Source organism: Empedobacter brevis NBRC 14943 = ATCC 43319 (assembly GCF_000382425.1).
In the GTDB taxonomy this organism is placed as follows: Bacteria; Bacteroidota; Bacteroidia; order Flavobacteriales; family Weeksellaceae; genus Empedobacter; species Empedobacter brevis.
On sequence record NZ_KB908298.1, the window covers coordinates 82,417 to 100,047 of the forward strand.

Sequence of the window (17,631 nt, forward strand, 5' to 3'; positions counted from 1 at the left end):
GTTTAAGTTTAAAGATTAGAATTCGACATTTAAGCCCACTAAGAAAGTTGTTACATTTGGATAAGCAGAAAAGTCCATCCCCGTAGTTCCATAAGGGCTACCATCGTAGCGTTTACCTTTTACGTTATCAAGTGTTAACTCTGGAGTAAAACCTGAATATTTCGTGATGATAAATAAATTTTGTGCACTTACATAGACTCTTAAGTTTCGAACAAAATCAACCTTATCTCTAAAATTATAACCTAAGGTTACGTTACTTAATCGGAAATAATCGCCTTTTTCTAAATAATAGGATGATGCTACTTGATCACGTTCGGCTCCCGGATGATAATTTGTCGAACCTGCTCCAGTCCAACGATCATTAAACATATCAACTGAAATATTTTCACCTCCTAAACGTGTATTTTTGATACCATTGTAAATTTTGTTACCTCCTGCTCCATATCCGCTAATGTTAAGATCAAAATTCTTATAATCTAAATTGATATTAACTCCATAGTTAAATTTTGGAATATAAGAACCCATAAACTTTTTATCTCGATCGTCAATCACACCATCTCCATTAGTGTCTTTGTAACGTAAATGTCCTGGACGAGCACTTGATAAATGAGCATTAGAATTAATTTCTTCCTGCGTTTGCCAAACCCCCTCTACTTCATATAACCAGAAAGATCCCAATGGCTGACCAGCTTCTAATCGTTTTGCAATTTGCCCATTTCCTAAAGATCCTCCTGTCATTCCTGAATAACCTGGTTTTACATAGGTCACTTCATTTGTGTTGTAATTGAAGTTTCCTCCTATCGAATAACGTAATCCTCCAGACGTTTCGTTTTTATAGTTTAATCCAATTTCAAAACCTTTATTCACAATTTCTGCTGCATGATCGTAAAAGTCTTTTTCATATGGAGAGGATAAAACTTGCTGAATATTTAAAATTGCATTTTTAGTTGTTTTATTGTAGTAATCAAAATTACCTGATAATCTACCTTTGAATAATTCAAAATCTAAACCAGTCGTCCATTCATCCACAATTTCCCATGAAACATTAACTGCAGGTGCACCTACGTATGCTCCAAAGATTAAATCTTGTCCTGGTCCAAATACATAATTCGCAGTACTACTTCCCGGTGAAGTATCAATTGTTGTGTAATTAAATGGTATTTCAGCATTCCCTAAACGTCCCCAACCTCCGCGAAGTTTTAAGAAGGATATGACATTATTATCTTTTAAAAACTCTTCATTGGAAATATTCCAAGCTGCAGAAACTGAAGGGAAAGTTCCCCAATATTCATTATCTTTTTTGAATTGACTAGAACCGTCTCTTCTTATAATTCCGGATACATAATACTTGTTATCATAATTGTATTGAACACGTGCAAAATAAGAAGCATAAGCTACCGGTGTATAATTATTTTGTTTTGTTATTGGTGTATATCTACCCAAATCCGCATGACTAATTGCCCAGTATTGTTCTTTATTAGGGACATCATAAGCTGTAATGTCAGAATACTCTCCTATTCCTGTTTTTTCAGCAGAAATACCTGCTACAACATTTAAAGCATGTTTTCCAAACTTACGATCAAAGGTTATAAAATTTTCCCATGACCATCTAAATGTTTCAATGTTATTAAAGTTTAACGAATTATTCGCCCAGTTTACTGATTTTAAATTTGCCGGTTTATTTTTTTCTACTTCAAATTCAGCTGCAGTTCTTGAAGGATTTCCAGCAATCCATTTATCTTTAATTGGTGTAAATTCTCTGTATTTGTACCAATATTTTGTTGCACCGGCACGAGAAGATACAGTCAAACCTTTTGCTAATTTCAATTCTGCTTCTATATTTCCTTGAATTGTCGTTGTATTAATTTTTTGGTTATCATAATATACTGTTGACACAGGATTACCGTGAGAATTAAAAGTATCTGTAACCTGTCCTGGCTGTGTTATATAAGTAGCTTCTCCTGTTGTTGCGTTAAAAATCGGTTGCCCCCACTTTCCATTATCATATTTTACCGGAACCAATGGGGATTGACGATAAGCCACATCAAATGCACCATAAGGTTTTGGAATTTCTCTGGAAAAAGTAGCACTAACATTTTGTTTGATTTTAAGTTTTCCGTCAAATAATTTATAATCATTGTTACTACGAACAGTTGTTCGCTTAAAATTATTCCCCTCTAAAATTCCTTTTTCCTCAAAATTATTGACACTAAACATATAGTTAACACTCTCTCCTGCACCTGATAGCGAAACATTATTACTAATAATTTGACCTGTAGTTAAAATTTCATCGAACCAATCCGTATTGTAGCGCTGATTTGTAGAAATTAAAGATCCACCCAAAGCTTTCCTTTGTTCATTGAAATAGGTAATGTATTGATTGGCATCCGCCATTTCAACCATATTCATAGTATTTCTTACTCCAATGTAAGAATCATAATTAACTTTTAATTTTCCAGTCTTTCCACGTTTTGTTGTTACAACAACTACTCCGTTTGCTCCACGTACCCCGTAGATTGCTGAAGATGCTGCATCTTTCAGTACATCTATTTTCTCAATATCACTTGGATTGATATTTGCTATATTCGGAACAATTAAACCGTCTACAACATATAATGGTGCTTTACCTCCTAAAGCAGTTCCCATTCCACGAACTAACACTGTTGGTGTACCTCCTGGAGTATCTGTATTAATGATATTTACTCCGGCTAGTTTTCCTTGTAAAGATTGCATAGCTGTTGTACTCGCAATTTGAGTGATGTCTTTTGCATTCGCAGATGAAACTGCAGATGTCAAATCTGATTTCTTAACAGATCCATACCCAATCACAACAGCTTGATCTAATATAATCGAGTCGCTTTCAAAAGGATCTCCTACCTGTATAGAATCGTTTGTAACTTGGGCATTCACATAGAAAGACCCGAGAATAAATAATGGAAAAAAGTATTTTTTCATTCTATTTTAATAATGGTTATTTCAAAAATAGAATGTTTTAACACTTGATTAACATGTTAAAAATATGGTAAAATTTAATTCTGAATTAACAAAACATATTACACTTACTGTCAATAAATTAAAAATATTAACTTTTTAATATGATGTAGTTATGATGTGATAAAATTTCTGATATTTAGAAACTAATCATGAATTTATTTAGATTCATTTCGGATGAAATATCCATTTTTTTGCGTAATCTATAACGTTGTAGTTCCACAGAGCGATAATTAAGATGCATTAAAGGTGCTATTTCCTTTGTCGATAAATTCATCCGAAGAAAAACACAAAGCTTCAAATCTTTAGCCGTTAACTGAGGAAATTGCTCCGACATTCTTTTTATAAAATCCTGATGAATTTCCTGGATATTCAGTTCAAAATTCTGCCATTCGCTTTTGTTGTAACTATATTCCGAAAACGTTTTCTCAAATTTCTTCTTTAGCTTTTTATTCTCTTCATTGGCTTCTAAATGAGCAAATAAACCGTTAACATCTGAAATCAATGACCGTTGATTAGCTAATCTTAAAGCCTGACCGGCCAATTCGGTCGATTTGGCCTGCAATGAAGTTTCCAAAAGCTGTTTTTCTTTATTGTATCTCAACTCTTTCAATTCCTGCTGGTACTTCATTTCCATTAAATTCAACTCATATTCAAATTGTTTCTGCTTGATTCTGAAACTTTGTTTCATCTTCATCCGGTTGTATTTGTAGATCGAAAATATTAAAGCAGTAATTAAGAAAGTATAAAATAATATCATCAAATTTGATAAATACCATATCTTTTTGATGCGGAAATCGAAATGATTTAGTTTAACAAAATTTCCATCTTTCAACGCATAAATAGACAACTGATAACTCCCGCTTTCTAATTGTTTATAATTAACAACTGGCTGACTAAGGGGATGTATTTTAGAATCATTTAATTGATAATACAATTGATAATTCGCAAAATCGTCGTTAAGGATAGATACATAAAAATCGATGTAATTATTCGAATATTCAATATTTGGTTCATCTTCCAGGATTGTTTGGTTGATTTTTGCTTTGATTTTCACATTCGGTAAGTCGCGTCGAATAGATTTCAAATCGTACTTCAACAAACCATTTTCCAAGTTGATATAGAGAAATTGATCTTTAATTTTGGCTGATAAATTATCATCTACCAATTTGCCGTCATATAATTTCTTTGGAATCAAATAATGAATCAATTTGCTTTGTTCTACCTTCGAATAATAAAGAATATTATCTGCTTCTACCAAATAACGATTTTCTGCCAGCTGACGGATTCGATTGATATTTTTCAACTTAGAAGCCAAATATTCTTCTGAAAATAAATTTTTACTCACATCGTATCTGACCAATTTCTGATCATCAACTAAAACAAAAACTTTTTTATCTCCTATAACAATCTGCGGATTAATTAGCTTTTTGTGTTTATAATAGATTTCTTTTCCGGTATTTTTAGTTGCATCAAACAAATACAGTCCGCCATTTTTACCCGTTCCTAAAATTTTGTTGCCAACAAGAGCAAAATCAATAATAGGAATGGTTAAGTTAGAAATTTTACTTGTTTGTTTATCTGAATTTTGTATATATTCATTTATCCCGGTAAAAGAAGACTGAAATAGTTTGTTCTTATGTTTAACTAATTTATAACCGCCGTTAATTGAGGATATTTTATTTAATTGTCCCGAATAAATGTAGGTGCCCCAGCTATCGGATACATAAATTTTCTGATCAATATTGGTTACGTTCCAAATCAACCCTTTTTCAATAACAGAATTTGTTTGGTTGATTGCATTCGAATACTTATAAAATCCGTGGTTAGTTCCCAATAAAATATGATCCTTATCAAAATCAAACGTAAAAACATTTCCCAAATGCCCATTGTAATCATATAAAAGCTGTGTTTGGTTTTTTAATTCTATTTTAGAAATTCCTTTATCAGTTCCTAACCAAGCATTCCCTTTCGAATCAATTTTTATATTTTGAATAGTGTTACTGATCAATCCGGAGTTTTGATTATAATTTTTATAGGTGTTATTTACTAGGTTGTACACATATATTCCATTATTTGACGTTCCTATAATCAATTCATTTCCTAATCGAATCATTTTTAAAACCAGATAATTTTTCAACATTTTATTGAATGCTGAATTGAATTCTTTTACTCCTGACTTTTTATCGTATTTATAAATTCCTTCGGTCAATGTTCCGATTAAATACTCGTCTCCATATTTTTCTATTCCATGAACTACAATTGCTTTATCCTTTTTGATGTCAAAATATTTTTCAAACTGCCCATTTTTAAACTCAAAAATTCCTTTTGAGATCGTTGCCACCAATAACTTATCATTTACGAGATAAATGTAAGATGCAAGTGCCGGCAGTTTGTAGCGTTTAACAGATTTACCATCAAACTGAAATAAATAATTAAACGATTGAAAATAAATAGAACGGTTATAATAAAAGATTTTCCAGATTTCTTCCTGTTCCAAACCTTGAAAGCTTTTAAATTTATCTGAAATTGAGCTATAAGTTTTCTTTCCTTCTATGGTTTTCCAATACCCAAAATTATTCAGGGCTCCGGAATACACCACATGATTAATCGAGGCGATAGAACGTATAATGGTTAAATTATCCGGTGAATATTTTTCCCAAAAATTTCCGTCATACTCCAATATATTCCGATTATTTGCAAAATATACTTTTCCTTGTTTTTGGTTCTCTGTAATGTCCCAAATAGGAGATTCACCCAAATATTCACTTTTAGGGTAATTTGTGATAATAGGTGCAAACGATTGGGACTTGGTAAGAGCAGAAACAAGTAAAAACAGAATATATAAGCTTCTCATTATTCAATAAAAAAAGACTGTTTGAAAACAGTCTTTAAAAATAAATTATATTTTTGAAATTCTCTTATTTAATTTCTACATCGAATACTTCAGCAAAATGTTTCTTCGTAAATTCTTTTACTTCAGCCATATCCACTCGTTGTCCAAGTTCTCTTTCCAATGATGCAACAGCTTTATCTTGAATTCCACAAGGAACGATATACTCAAAATACCGTAAATCTGTATTGACATTCAATGCAAAACCATGCATGGTCACCCAGCGAGAGGCCTTAACCCCCATTGCACAAATTTTACGGGCAAATGGACGTCCAACGTCCAGCCAAACACCGGTTTCTCCTTGCGAACGCTCCCCTTTTAACCCATATTCAGCAATTGTTTTGATGATTACTTCTTCCAAATTGCGCATATACAAATGAATATCCGGTTTGAAAAGGTCTAAATCCATAATTGGATATCCCACCAATTGTTGTGGTCCATGGTACGTAATATCTCCTCCGCGGTTTGTTTTGACAAATGTAGCTTGAATCTCATTTAGTTTATCACCGGAAGCTAACATATTCTCCAAGTGCCCGCTTTTTCCTAATGTATACACATGAGGATGTTCTACAAATAGCAAATGATTCTTAGTCGTTTTAAAATCTGTATTCCCTTCCTTTTCTTGTGCTCTGTTGTATTGTTTTACAGCTATATTTTCTGCTAGAAGACTTTCTTGATAATCCCAGATTTCTTGGTAATCTCTGTTAATTCCTAAATCCCGGAATTCGACAATTTGTTTCATTTTACAAGGTGTTTCGGATTACAAATTTACGAAACTATGTGCTTAAAAAGTAATCTTGACAGATTTATTCTCTTCCGAAATAATTTCCGCGAATGTATAGTCTAATTTTATTGTTTTCTGGTCTAATGTATAATAACTTCCATCCTTCGAACTGCTTAAAATTTTATCGGGCGTGTGAATAATTAATTGGTAATTGAACATTTTATTAAACATCATATTATCCTGCATACGAGAATCAAATTCTTTTGTCAAACTATTGATTAATTGTTTATAATCTGCTTTATTGAAGATTATTTCAAAACTATTGTTTGTGGCAGTTTTCGTATTGGTCAAATAATTTGTATTGAAAGGATTGTCAATCGCGATAAAAAAATTAAATAAGAAATTATTCAGCAACTTACTTTCCTGATCTATATTTTCTGAAGTTGTTTTCAGTTCCGTGTTATAAGTTAGTTGATCAAAGTTGACATATAATTTATGGTGTTTCAACTGGTTGTAGGTCGTTTTATTTTCTTTAAAATATTTTACTGCAGCTGCATTATGATGCTTCAATAAATCATGATCGTCTGTTAATCTTTTATAAAACTCTTCTATCGTAATCCCCCTTCCTAATGCTTCTACAAAGTCTTTTTTCTCATTTAAAGTTTTTTCAAAACTTTCTTCTTCTGCCATAAAATCTTTCAAATCACTTCCATTCAATGAATAATTATACTGTATACGACCACTTTTTCCTATCGTATATTCTTCTTTTACTGTACAAGAGTTTAAACCTGCTATTACAGGTACTATAAATAGTATTTTTTTCATTTTTATTTTTCTACTATTTTCAAAAATAAGTCAAAATAATCACTAAAAACCTCACTATTATTACTGGTTTATTCAAAATAACTTTAATTCATAAAAAAACAGATGAAGTAAACTTCACCTGTTTTTTTAAAAGCTCTTCATGGGAGATGGATAGAATTAATCTTCCAATTCAACTTTAAAATCGCCTAAATGTGGAGCATTTAAAATTTCTTCCAATGTATATTCTTTTACAAATGATTTTCCGTCAGCTGTAAACATTGCATCAGCAAGGTTTAAAGATTTTATTTTCTTCGGAAACGTATATTTGTACTTAAATTTTATTTGTTTCAACATTCCGAAAAACATTTGTTTTTCTTCTTCTGTTGATAAATCATTTGTATGAAAATCATTCGAAAACTTTTCACTGTCAATAGATTTAGAAAATGTTTTCCCATCATAAAAGAATCTAGCGCTCGTCATTGTTCCCATAGGGTTATCAGAAAATAGTGGCGTCTCATTTTCTAATTTAGCTTTCCTTTTCTTTCTTTTCTTTTGGAATGATTCTGTCAAAATCCGTTGTTCTTCTTTCAATTTAATCTCTCCGAAAACTTTTTCAATAATTGCAGATTTCTCATTAAATTCATCAACAGATGCAGAACGATTGATTACTTCTATTGCAAACTTATCTCTTAAATCTAACCTTAGTTTTAAAAAATCTATTGCAGCTAATTCATCTTTATAAATTGAGAATTTTGAAAATTTATCCTTTGTTTTTTGGCCTCCTACTTCTTCTATCATCTTTATAAAATCTAAGTACGTATATTCTGTATTCGAAATCAGATTTTTTTCTATTTTTTCATCCAAATCACTAGAATTCATCATTGCAGCAAATTGTGGCATATCAATTTTCTGAAGATATTCTACTTCTCCTTTTTCATTTACAGTCACTTCTTCTGTCATTGTACAAGAGGTAAGTGATACGATGATCAATAAAAAAGTAAATAGTCTTTTATACATAACTGAGTTGTTTGTTAATTTTTGTTAAAATTAATGGATTTAGATGAAATACGGAAAATAACGCGCATTTATTAATGGTTCCCATAAACCAATTTGATTTAGGTAAAATTCTTTATCTTTGGAATTCTAAGAAATCGATAGAATAAAATAATCAAAAAAAATGAAGAAACTATTCGTTAAAGGGTCTATTTTAATGGCTTTTTTTGCAAGCTTCAATGTGTTTGCTCAACAAGGCGGAGGAATGTGGATTCCGACAGAATTGAATGAAAAGGAAATGAAAGAAATGGGGTTAAAAATCTCATCAAAAGACATTTTCAGTACAGGTGATAAAAGTATCAATAATGCGGTTGCCCACTTTGGTGGTGGATGTACTTCCGAAGTTATTTCTCCAAACGGGCTATTGCTTACAAATCATCACTGTGGTTATGGAGAAATCCAATCTCATTCATCTTTAGAAAATGATTATTTAACAGATGGTTTTTGGGCAAAAGAATTGAAAGACGAATTGCCTAACAAAGGTTTGACAGCTTCTTTTATTGTTGATATAAAGGATGTAACCACTTCTATTCTGAAAGGTGTTAACGATAACATGTCTGAAGAAGAGCGTAATAAAATCATCAAAAAAAATACTGAAGATTTTAATGCAAAAAGTAAAACAGAATCTTATCAATCTGTTTTCATCAAGCCTTTTTACAAAGGAAATAAATATTACCAATTTACAATAGAAACTTATAAAGATGTTCGCTTAGTCGGCGCACCACCTTCAGCTATCGGAAAGTACGGAAATGATACTGACAACTGGGTTTGGCCACGTCACACAGGAGACTTCTCTATGTTTAGAATTTATGCCGACAAAAACAATAAGCCTGCAGACTATTCTCCTGAAAATGTTCCTTACAAACCAAAACATTTTTTACCCGTCAATATTACAGGAATCAATGAAGATGACTTCACATTTGTTTATGGTTTCCCGGGAACAACAGACGAATATTTACCAGCATCTTCTATTGAGCAAATCAAAGATGTGATTAATCCTGCCCGTATTCATGTACGTACAATTGCATTATCGCACATCGATAAAAAAATGCGTGAAGACAACGCGACTCGTATCGCTTATGCTTCTAAACAAGCGCGTATTTCGAATGCTCACAAAAAATGGATTGGAGAAGTTTTAGGGCTTAATCGTTCGAAAGCGGTTGAAAAGCGTCAACAATATGAACAGGAATTTCTGAATCGTATTGCTAAAAATCCGAAATTAAAAGCACAGTATTCCACTATCATTTCAGATTTAAATCAAATCAATAAAGCAAACCAGGATTATTCTTTGGCTTACACCATGTATTCAGAGACTTTTTTCTCTAATTCTGAAACATTCAGAATGGCTTTAACATTAAATAATATTTTGAATGCAGTAGGGCAAAAAAATTATGCTGAAACGAAAGCAAAAGCATTAAATACTGTAGCTTCTATGCACAAGGACTACAATCCTGAATTAGACAAAACAATTTCTTCTGATTTAGCTGAGAACTATTTCAAGGTTGTTCCACAAAACTTATTGCCAAATACAACTGCTGCAAATATTAAAACGGCATTAGGAAATTCGGTCATTAATGGAACAAAAACAATTAATGGGCAATCAGTTTTAGGGAATATCAAAACATTAGCTGAAAATGATGCTGAATTTATCAAAGCATTGAAAGAAGATGCTTTAATTGCACAAATTCGTTTAATTTTAAACGCTAATCAAACAAAAGTTACCCCAACATATTTAACAAATCAAGACAAGGTTAATAAATTGATGCGCACGTATATGAAAGGTCAAATGGAAGTGTTTACTGACAAGAAAATCTTTCCGGATGCCAACTCTACTTTACGTGTAACATACGGAAAAGTTGATGGTTATCAACCTCGTGATGCTGTTTATTATGAGCCTGTAACTCATATGGAAGGTATAATGGAGAAATATATCCCAGGAGATTATGAATATGATTTACCAAAACATATGTTACACTTATATGATAACAAAGATTATGGCAAATATGCAGATAAATCAGGAAAATTACCTGTCAACTTTATCGCTACAAACCATACAACAGGAGGAAATTCCGGTTCGCCTGCTTTGAATGCAAAGGGAGAATTAATTGGTTTAAACTTTGACCGTGTTTGGGAAGGAACAATGTCAGATTTGAACTATGATCCGGAAATTTGCCGTAACATTATGGTAGATGCTCGTTACATTTTATGGGTAGTTGATAAATATGCAAATGCACAACGTCTAATTGATGAGATGACCATTATCGACGAAAATAAAAAATAATCTTTCATTATATTTTTTGAAAACCACGTTTTTACAACGTGGTTTTTTTATTGAAATAAACGACAAAATTTAAATATAGTTTTAATAAATAAAACTATATTTATAGAACCTATTTATAAATTCGTCAACACAAAATACACTGCATTATGGATGTCATTAGAAAATGGCCATTTTACCTAAAATTAACTTGCACATTATTGTCAATCATCTGTTTAACATTTATTTCAATAATAGGAAAAGGAATTTTAGTTCCTTTAATTTTAGGTTTTTTAATTTCGATATTATTAACCCCATTGTGTACGTTTTTTGAAAGATATTTACGAATTCCTCGTGCTATTTCCAGCATTATAACGACTTTGCTTTTTGCAGCTTTCATTCTTGGAATACTTTACCTTATCGCAATTCAAATGGCCGAGATAGCAAACGAATGGCCTATTTTCCAAAAGCAGATTATTGCAGCTTTTATGGATTTACAAAAATGGATTCATGAAACCTTTGGCGTTAATTCCCATGCGCAAATAGAATATTTGACGAAGAATGTAAAAACAACGATCGAAACAAGTACAATTGTAATTGAAAAAGTGATTTCAATTGTTTCGTCTATGGCAGTTACAATTTTGTTTACATTCTTATACATTGTTTTCCTTTTAATTTATCGTCGCCATTTGGTAAAATTCTTATACTATGCTTTCAACTCAAATACGCATGATCAAGTCTATAATGTCATTACGTCTATCCAAAAAATGGTAAAACAATATCTGATCGGATTATTTTTACAAATGATTATTGTTTCTATTTTAGCATTTATTGCCTTTTCTATTCTTGGTCTTAAATATCGTTTTGTACTTGCTATTTTAACGGGTGTCTTGAATGTTGTTCCCTATGTCGGCATCATTATTTCATTAATCGTGACCCTTATTATCACGTTTGCAACGATGTCTGCTTCAAAATTATTTTTAGTCTTGATTGCTTTTATTGCTATACATGCAATAGACGGAAATGTTGTTATGCCAAAGATTGTAGGATCTAAAGTCAAAATCAATTCGTTAATTGTTATCATTGGTTTAGTTATCGGTGAAATGACATGGGGAATTATGGGAATGTTGCTCTCTATTCCCATACTTGCTTTAATGAAGATTGTTTTTGATAATGTCAACGAATTAAAACCTTGGGGATATTTATTAGGTGACGAAGACTCAACAGAAATTGATGAAGATTTGAATTCATTTTTAGCCAATAAAAAAGCCATAAAACGGAGAAAAAAACCGGTGGAACTAGATGAAAATATTGAATAATTCAAGTTCTGTTTTACATAATGTGCATTGATTATAAAATATATTTCATTTACAATCTTTAATCTATTGATACTAAATACATCATGCAAGTAATCTGATACAACTGAAGTAAAGTACAACCTTTTACAAGTTGAATTTAGTCCTTCATTTCACCAACAAGGGGAAATTTTAGACGATTTCATTTTATAATTTTTCATCAATTGAAGTTCAAGAACCAACCATAGAAAATAATATCACAATTGATAGAATGAGTTCTGAAATAAGTATTTTTTACCATAATTTAGATTTGATTAGAATTTCTTAAACGAAGCAGAACTATTCAATGTACTGTTGAAAGTTATCCCAAAACACAAGAAGAAAAATAATCAAATTATTCTTCGAAATAGTAATAGATATATTCATTAAAAAAGTCGAGAACAACTTGTTCTCGACTTTTTTAATGAATATAAGTTGATTTTAATTCTTCTTTAAATATTTTTTTTCTAAAAAATAATACAATTTTATAAAAACAATAGAGAAAAAAATCCCGATTAATGTTCCAAAAAATATATCACCCGTAAAATGTACACCGACATACACTCTACTGTAAGCAACCATCAACGCCCAAACAATCAGCACATAGAGTAACCATTTGTAATAGCGTCTCAAGAGAATTCCCATAAAAATGGCTATTGCGATATGATTTGAAGCATGGGCCGATGTAAAACCGTATTTCCCTCTCCCTTCACAATCTATCGGGCGAAATAAACCTTGAATAGACTCTGTATAACACGGACGAAAACGGTGAAAATAATTTTTCAAAATATTTGTAAACTGATCCGCACAAGTAATCATCAATGCAATACAAATTCCCGCCAATAGTGTTTTTTTCCAACCCAGTTTGATGTACAACAAAATCAGAAAAATTATATAGAGCGGAATCCATGTTTTTTTATTGGTGACTAAAAGCCAAAACCAATCCCAACTTTCCGTTCCTAAATTATTGAAGTACAAAAATAGTTGTACGTCCCAGTCAAAAAAATCTTGTATCATTATCTACTTACTGATCCACCTAATCCCAATGCCTCGTCTACAGATTTTGGTTCCTCCTCAATTGTTGGTTCTTTCACTACAGGCTCAACTGGTTTTTCTACAATTGGTTCTGAAGGTATTTGTTGACTATCTGCATCTTGAATAGGATCAACTGGTTTCATTACCGATGCATCATCCGTATCTTTAAGTGCTGAATCGACTGGATTATCCTGATGAATGGCATTGTGAATTTCATCTACCGGATTACGAACTTCATCAAACGATTTTTGAAAATCGTCCATTGGACTTATCTTTTGGAAAGAATCTTTTATTTCATTCATCGGGTTCAATTCCTTGATCGTATTCTGAATATCTTTCGTTGGGTCTACCTCCTGAACCGGATTCATAATTTCTTGTTTGATATCTTCAGAAGCTTCCTTCAACTTACGTACAGCAGTTCCTAAACCACGAGCAATTTCCGGAATTTTATCTGGTCCAAAAATTACTACAGCAACCACCATAATAATTACGACTTCCTGGAAGTCTAAAAATGCTGGGTATATTACTAAACTATTCACGAAACAAATGTATAAAATCTAAATTGAGAAAAATAAAAAAAGCCATCAAATTTCTTTGATGGCTTTCTTAAAATTTATTTAAAATTTGAATCTTATTTATTCATTTGACCTTTTTTCGTAAAGTCATACAATAAAGGAGAGGCCACGAAAATCGATGAGAATGTACCAATAACGATACCGATTAATTTCGCAAACATGAATCCTTTGATTGATTCTCCACCAAATGCAAAAATGATTAACACGATTAAGAATGTCGATAAAGACGTATTAATTGTACGAGACAATGTTTCTGATGTAGAAATATTGATGATATCATACAAGTTATGTTTTTTCTCAACTGTTAAGTTTTCACGGATACGGTCAAGGATAATAATCGAGTCATTCATCGAGTAACCAATTACTGTCAAAATCGCGGCGATAAACGCTTGATCAATCTCCATGTTAAAAGGCATAATTCCTTTTAATAAAGAGAAGACTCCTAATACAATGATTACATCGTGTGCTAATGCAATGATGGTTGATAATGAGAATTGCCAACGTTTGAACATCACGATTAAGTAGAAGAAAATTGCAACTAATGCTAAAGAAACTGCTATATAAGAAGCTCTTGTTGTATCATCAGCAATTGTAGGCCCTACTTTTGCAGAAGACATTAACCCAATAGAAGCATTGTCTTCTGAGAAATCTTTTTCAGACATACTTGCAGGTAAATATGATTTTAGACCTGTATACAGTTTGTCTTTAATTTCATCATCAACATTCGTCCCGTCTTCATCTGCTTTGTAAGCAGTTGTTATTTTCACCTGGTTTTGACCTCCATATGTTTTTACCTGAGGCATCATTTTTTCTCCCTCCAACACAAACACATCACCTAAACTTTCAGAAATTTGTTGAGGATCTACATGTTTATCAAAACGAACTGTATAGGTACGTCCACCTTGGAATTCGATACCCATATCAAATCCTTTTGTGAAAATAGAGATTAACGCTACAACAGTTAAAATAATCGAAATGATATACGATACTTTTCTGGTTTTCAATAAATCAACCTTGATATTTTGTAACCAATGCGCTGTAAATGATGTATAGAAAGGAACTGATTTTCCTTTTGCCAAACGTCCTTCAACAAAGTAACGTGTAATAAAAATCGCTGTAAATGTTGATGTGAAAATACCAATCATAAATGTAGTAGCGAAACCTACAACAGGACCTTTACCAAAGAAGAATAAAATTAATGCCGTGATAAATGATGTTGAATTGGCATCTATAATTGCTGAGAAAGCTCCTTTCCAAGAGTACGCAAAATCTACCGCCTGACGCAATGATTTTCCTTTTCTTAATTCCTCTTTTACCCGTTCATAAATCAAGATATTCGCATCCATACCGGTTACCAACGTCAAGATAATCCCGGCGATACCTGGTAATGATAAGGTTGCTTTTAATGAAACTAAAAATCCTAATAAGAACAATAAGTTGATGATTAATGCAATATTCGCATAAATCCCTGCACGGCTGTAGTAAAACAACATCCAGATTAATACCAATGCAAATGCGCATCCGAAAGCGATTAACGAACTGTTGATTGCCTCCTGTCCTAAAGACGGTCCTACAACCTCAGCCGAAACAATTTTAGATGAAGCCGGTAAAGAACCTGCTTGTAAAATATTTGCTAAATCTTTTGCCTCTTCCAATGTAAAGTTTCCAGAAATCTGAGAGTTTCCTCCTGTAATCTGATTCTTAATGTTTGGGGCAGAATAAACCATGTTATCCAATACAATCGCAACACCCTGTCCGTTACGGTCAACAGCAGAAGGTTTCAATTCGTCTGTAATACGAGCCCATTCCTGTGCTCCTACTTGATTCATCTGCATCGAAACCACCGGTTCATTTGTGATAGAACCTGCATTACGTTCTGCAGAAGCAGAAACAACTTTATCTCCTGTAATCAACGGTTCTTGTGAACCATTTTTTCCTTTTAACACATAAAACTCTAATAACTTAGGCGCAGTCTTATCATTTGCTTGTTTGCCTAAATCCATTGGCTTGTTTGCCCAAGAGTATTTGTATCCTCTAATATTTGCTGGTAATCCCGGTACAAAACCTTTGTCTTGCATCACACGATTGACAACAGCTGTATCTTTAACATCTACAACAAAACTTGCATTAGAACCTGCAGGTTGCATAACCTCTGCCAATGATTTGATTGACTGCCCTTTGTCGTTCTTTACATTGTATTTTTCTGTGTTAACACTAGAAAAATATTGTAAAACTGTAGGGTCCTGACGAACAACTTGCCAAAACTCTAACTTAGCTGTAGATTGTAATAATTTTTTTACACGATCCGTATCCGAAACACCTGGTAATTCGACCAAGATTCGACCGTCCCCTTTATCACCTAAACGTTGAATAACCGGTTCAACAACTCCAAATTGGTTAATACGAGAGCTGATTACATCATAAGCTGTTGCAACTTTCGCTTCGATATCTTTACGAATAACTTCTTTTACCTGATCATCAGAAGCGTTGTACGCAATTTTATCCGCATTGTTTTTGTTTCCAAACAAATCCGGAGCCGCATATTTTGTTCCTCCTTTTATTTTATCAAATTCTTGAAAAAATAATTCAACATAAGGTACGTTACCATTCGTTTTTTGAGCTTTATCTGTTGCATCCAAAGCCGCTGCCAACATAGGGTTTTGACTTTTAGCTGATAAATTCTCGATTAAATCTCTCTCAGAAACCTGTAAGATTACGTTGATACCACCTTTCAAATCTAATCCTAAATTGATTTCATTGTTTTTGGCATACGTATAATCGTACTTTATAATTCCCAAATCAAGTGGATGTTGAGCCAAGCTATCTAAAATTCTTGGTTCATCTTCCGGCTTACTCGCCAAACGCGCCGCCTCATGCTCCACTTTAGTTGTGTACCAAGTATAACTTAGTTGTCTGATACACAAGAGACTTAAAATAATTGCAAATGCTGCAATGAGCCATCTTCCTCGCATAATGTTTAATTGATAAATAAATTTTGACGGACAAATATAATAGTCTTGAAAATACTTTCACAATTTTTTAAGAATAAATCGAAATTCGATGTCCGTATTTCGTCATCCGTTATTCTAATATGTTAGATTTTTTTTTGGTATTTATAAATATAAATTGACGCTTTTTTTGAATCGTCATCGTTGTCCTCACACAAGTACAAGGTATATTTTTTTCGGGATTCTTTGTGCAAAGCTAAACCTTCTATCTTTTTATCATCTGCTATTTTTTGCCAACGAATAACTTCCATTTTATGCAAATCTAATTCACCGATAATTGAGCCTTTTATTTCTCCATTAAACTGAGTTGTACTTTTAGATTCTACTGTTGCAGTAAATAAAACTTTTCCGTTCACTAGAATAGCATCCGAAAATGTTGTCGTTTCATTGTTCAGTTTTGGCAAAGTAATCGGGAAAAAGTCAATTTGTTTATTTCGTAAATCATTTATTTTTCCTCCTACTCTGAAAATTCCGTTTACTCCGGCAGGTCCGTTTCCTCTGTTAAAAAAGTAAGTACACTGTCCATCAATAAGAATTCCTTCAATATTAAAATCTTTTTTTGTTAATTCTGACACCTTCAAAAACTCCTCAAAAAGAAAACGATAACTATCATTCTCCACTTTTTGGGTTTTCACATTGTAAGAAATCAGATCGAACCTATTTTCCTTCGATCCTGAACCAAAAATATATAAGTGATCTTCATATTTCGTGATTGCCTCAAAATCCGGTTTATCCTTTTTATTACCTTCTCCGGATTTTACTTCCGGATTAAGGTTTACTTTTTCGACTTCTTTTTTCTTTTTGTTATAAATATACAAATGTGCGTCATCGTCGGAAATGGTATACACATGATGCTTGTCTACTACCAATCCGGATGCAGCTCCCAGCCCATTTATAACGATTAAAACCTTAAGAATGAAGTTGTAAAACAGCATAGTTTTAAGTTTTGTTTTATAG

The 17,631-nt window shown here is 32.4% G+C and carries 11 protein-coding genes; 2 read left to right on the plus strand and 9 right to left on the minus strand.

Annotation, left to right across the window (positions count from 1 at the left end; genetic code table 11):
• Nucleotides 1–15 precede the first annotated feature (15 nt).
• From H277_RS0112705 to H277_RS0112725, 5 genes are all read right to left on the minus strand, one after another.
• Nucleotides 16–2,955, minus strand: a complete 2,940-nt coding sequence (locus H277_RS0112705) for a SusC/RagA family TonB-linked outer membrane protein (protein WP_019975978.1) — start codon at nucleotides 2,953–2,955, stop codon at nucleotides 16–18.
• A 175-nt stretch (nucleotides 2,956–3,130) separates the two neighbouring features.
• Nucleotides 3,131–5,848, minus strand: a complete 2,718-nt coding sequence (locus H277_RS0112710; RefSeq protein WP_019975979.1) for a helix-turn-helix and ligand-binding sensor domain-containing protein — start codon at nucleotides 5,846–5,848, stop codon at nucleotides 3,131–3,133.
• 64 nt (nucleotides 5,849–5,912) lie between these two features.
• Nucleotides 5,913–6,626 (minus strand): lipoyl(octanoyl) transferase LipB, encoded by a 714-nt coding sequence (gene lipB, locus H277_RS0112715; RefSeq protein WP_019975980.1) that lies wholly within the window; start codon nucleotides 6,624–6,626, stop codon nucleotides 5,913–5,915.
• 42 nt (nucleotides 6,627–6,668) lie between these two features.
• On the minus strand, nucleotides 6,669–7,433 hold the full coding sequence (locus tag H277_RS0112720) for a hypothetical protein (RefSeq protein WP_019975981.1): 765 nt from the start codon (nucleotides 7,431–7,433) through the stop codon (nucleotides 6,669–6,671).
• Nucleotides 7,434–7,589: 156 nt separating this feature from the next.
• On the minus strand, nucleotides 7,590–8,429 hold the full coding sequence (locus tag H277_RS0112725; protein ID WP_146810418.1) for a hypothetical protein: 840 nt from the start codon (nucleotides 8,427–8,429) through the stop codon (nucleotides 7,590–7,592).
• A 160-nt stretch (nucleotides 8,430–8,589) separates the two neighbouring features.
• Here H277_RS0112725 and H277_RS0112730 point away from each other — a divergent pair, with 160 nt between their 5' ends.
• Nucleotides 8,590–10,746, plus strand: coding sequence for a S46 family peptidase (locus H277_RS0112730; RefSeq protein WP_026357585.1), 2,157 nt, complete (start codon nucleotides 8,590–8,592; stop codon nucleotides 10,744–10,746).
• A 146-nt stretch (nucleotides 10,747–10,892) separates the two neighbouring features.
• Nucleotides 10,893–12,041: an AI-2E family transporter gene (locus H277_RS0112735; protein ID WP_026357586.1), complete on the plus strand. Its 1,149-nt coding sequence runs from the start codon at nucleotides 10,893–10,895 to the stop codon at nucleotides 12,039–12,041.
• A 456-nt stretch (nucleotides 12,042–12,497) separates the two neighbouring features.
• Here H277_RS0112735 and H277_RS0112740 read toward each other — a convergent pair whose 3' ends face one another.
• From H277_RS0112740 to H277_RS0112755, 4 genes are all read right to left on the minus strand, one after another.
• Nucleotides 12,498–13,073 (minus strand): phosphatase PAP2 family protein, encoded by a 576-nt coding sequence (locus H277_RS0112740; protein ID WP_019975986.1) that lies wholly within the window; start codon nucleotides 13,071–13,073, stop codon nucleotides 12,498–12,500.
• A complete protein-coding gene (locus tag H277_RS20025) occupies nucleotides 13,073–13,630 on the minus strand; it encodes a twin-arginine translocase TatA/TatE family subunit (protein WP_081623225.1) in 558 nt (185 codons plus the stop codon). Before H277_RS20025 ends, H277_RS0112740 begins: the two co-directional genes overlap by 1 nt.
• A 92-nt stretch (nucleotides 13,631–13,722) precedes the next feature.
• On the minus strand, nucleotides 13,723–16,638 hold the full coding sequence (locus H277_RS0112750; protein WP_019975988.1) for a protein translocase subunit SecDF: 2,916 nt from the start codon (nucleotides 16,636–16,638) through the stop codon (nucleotides 13,723–13,725).
• A gap of 122 nt (nucleotides 16,639–16,760) precedes the next feature.
• Nucleotides 16,761–17,609: a DUF6929 family protein gene (locus tag H277_RS0112755; protein WP_019975989.1), complete on the minus strand. Its 849-nt coding sequence runs from the start codon at nucleotides 17,607–17,609 to the stop codon at nucleotides 16,761–16,763.
• Nucleotides 17,610–17,631: the final 22 nt, after the last annotated feature.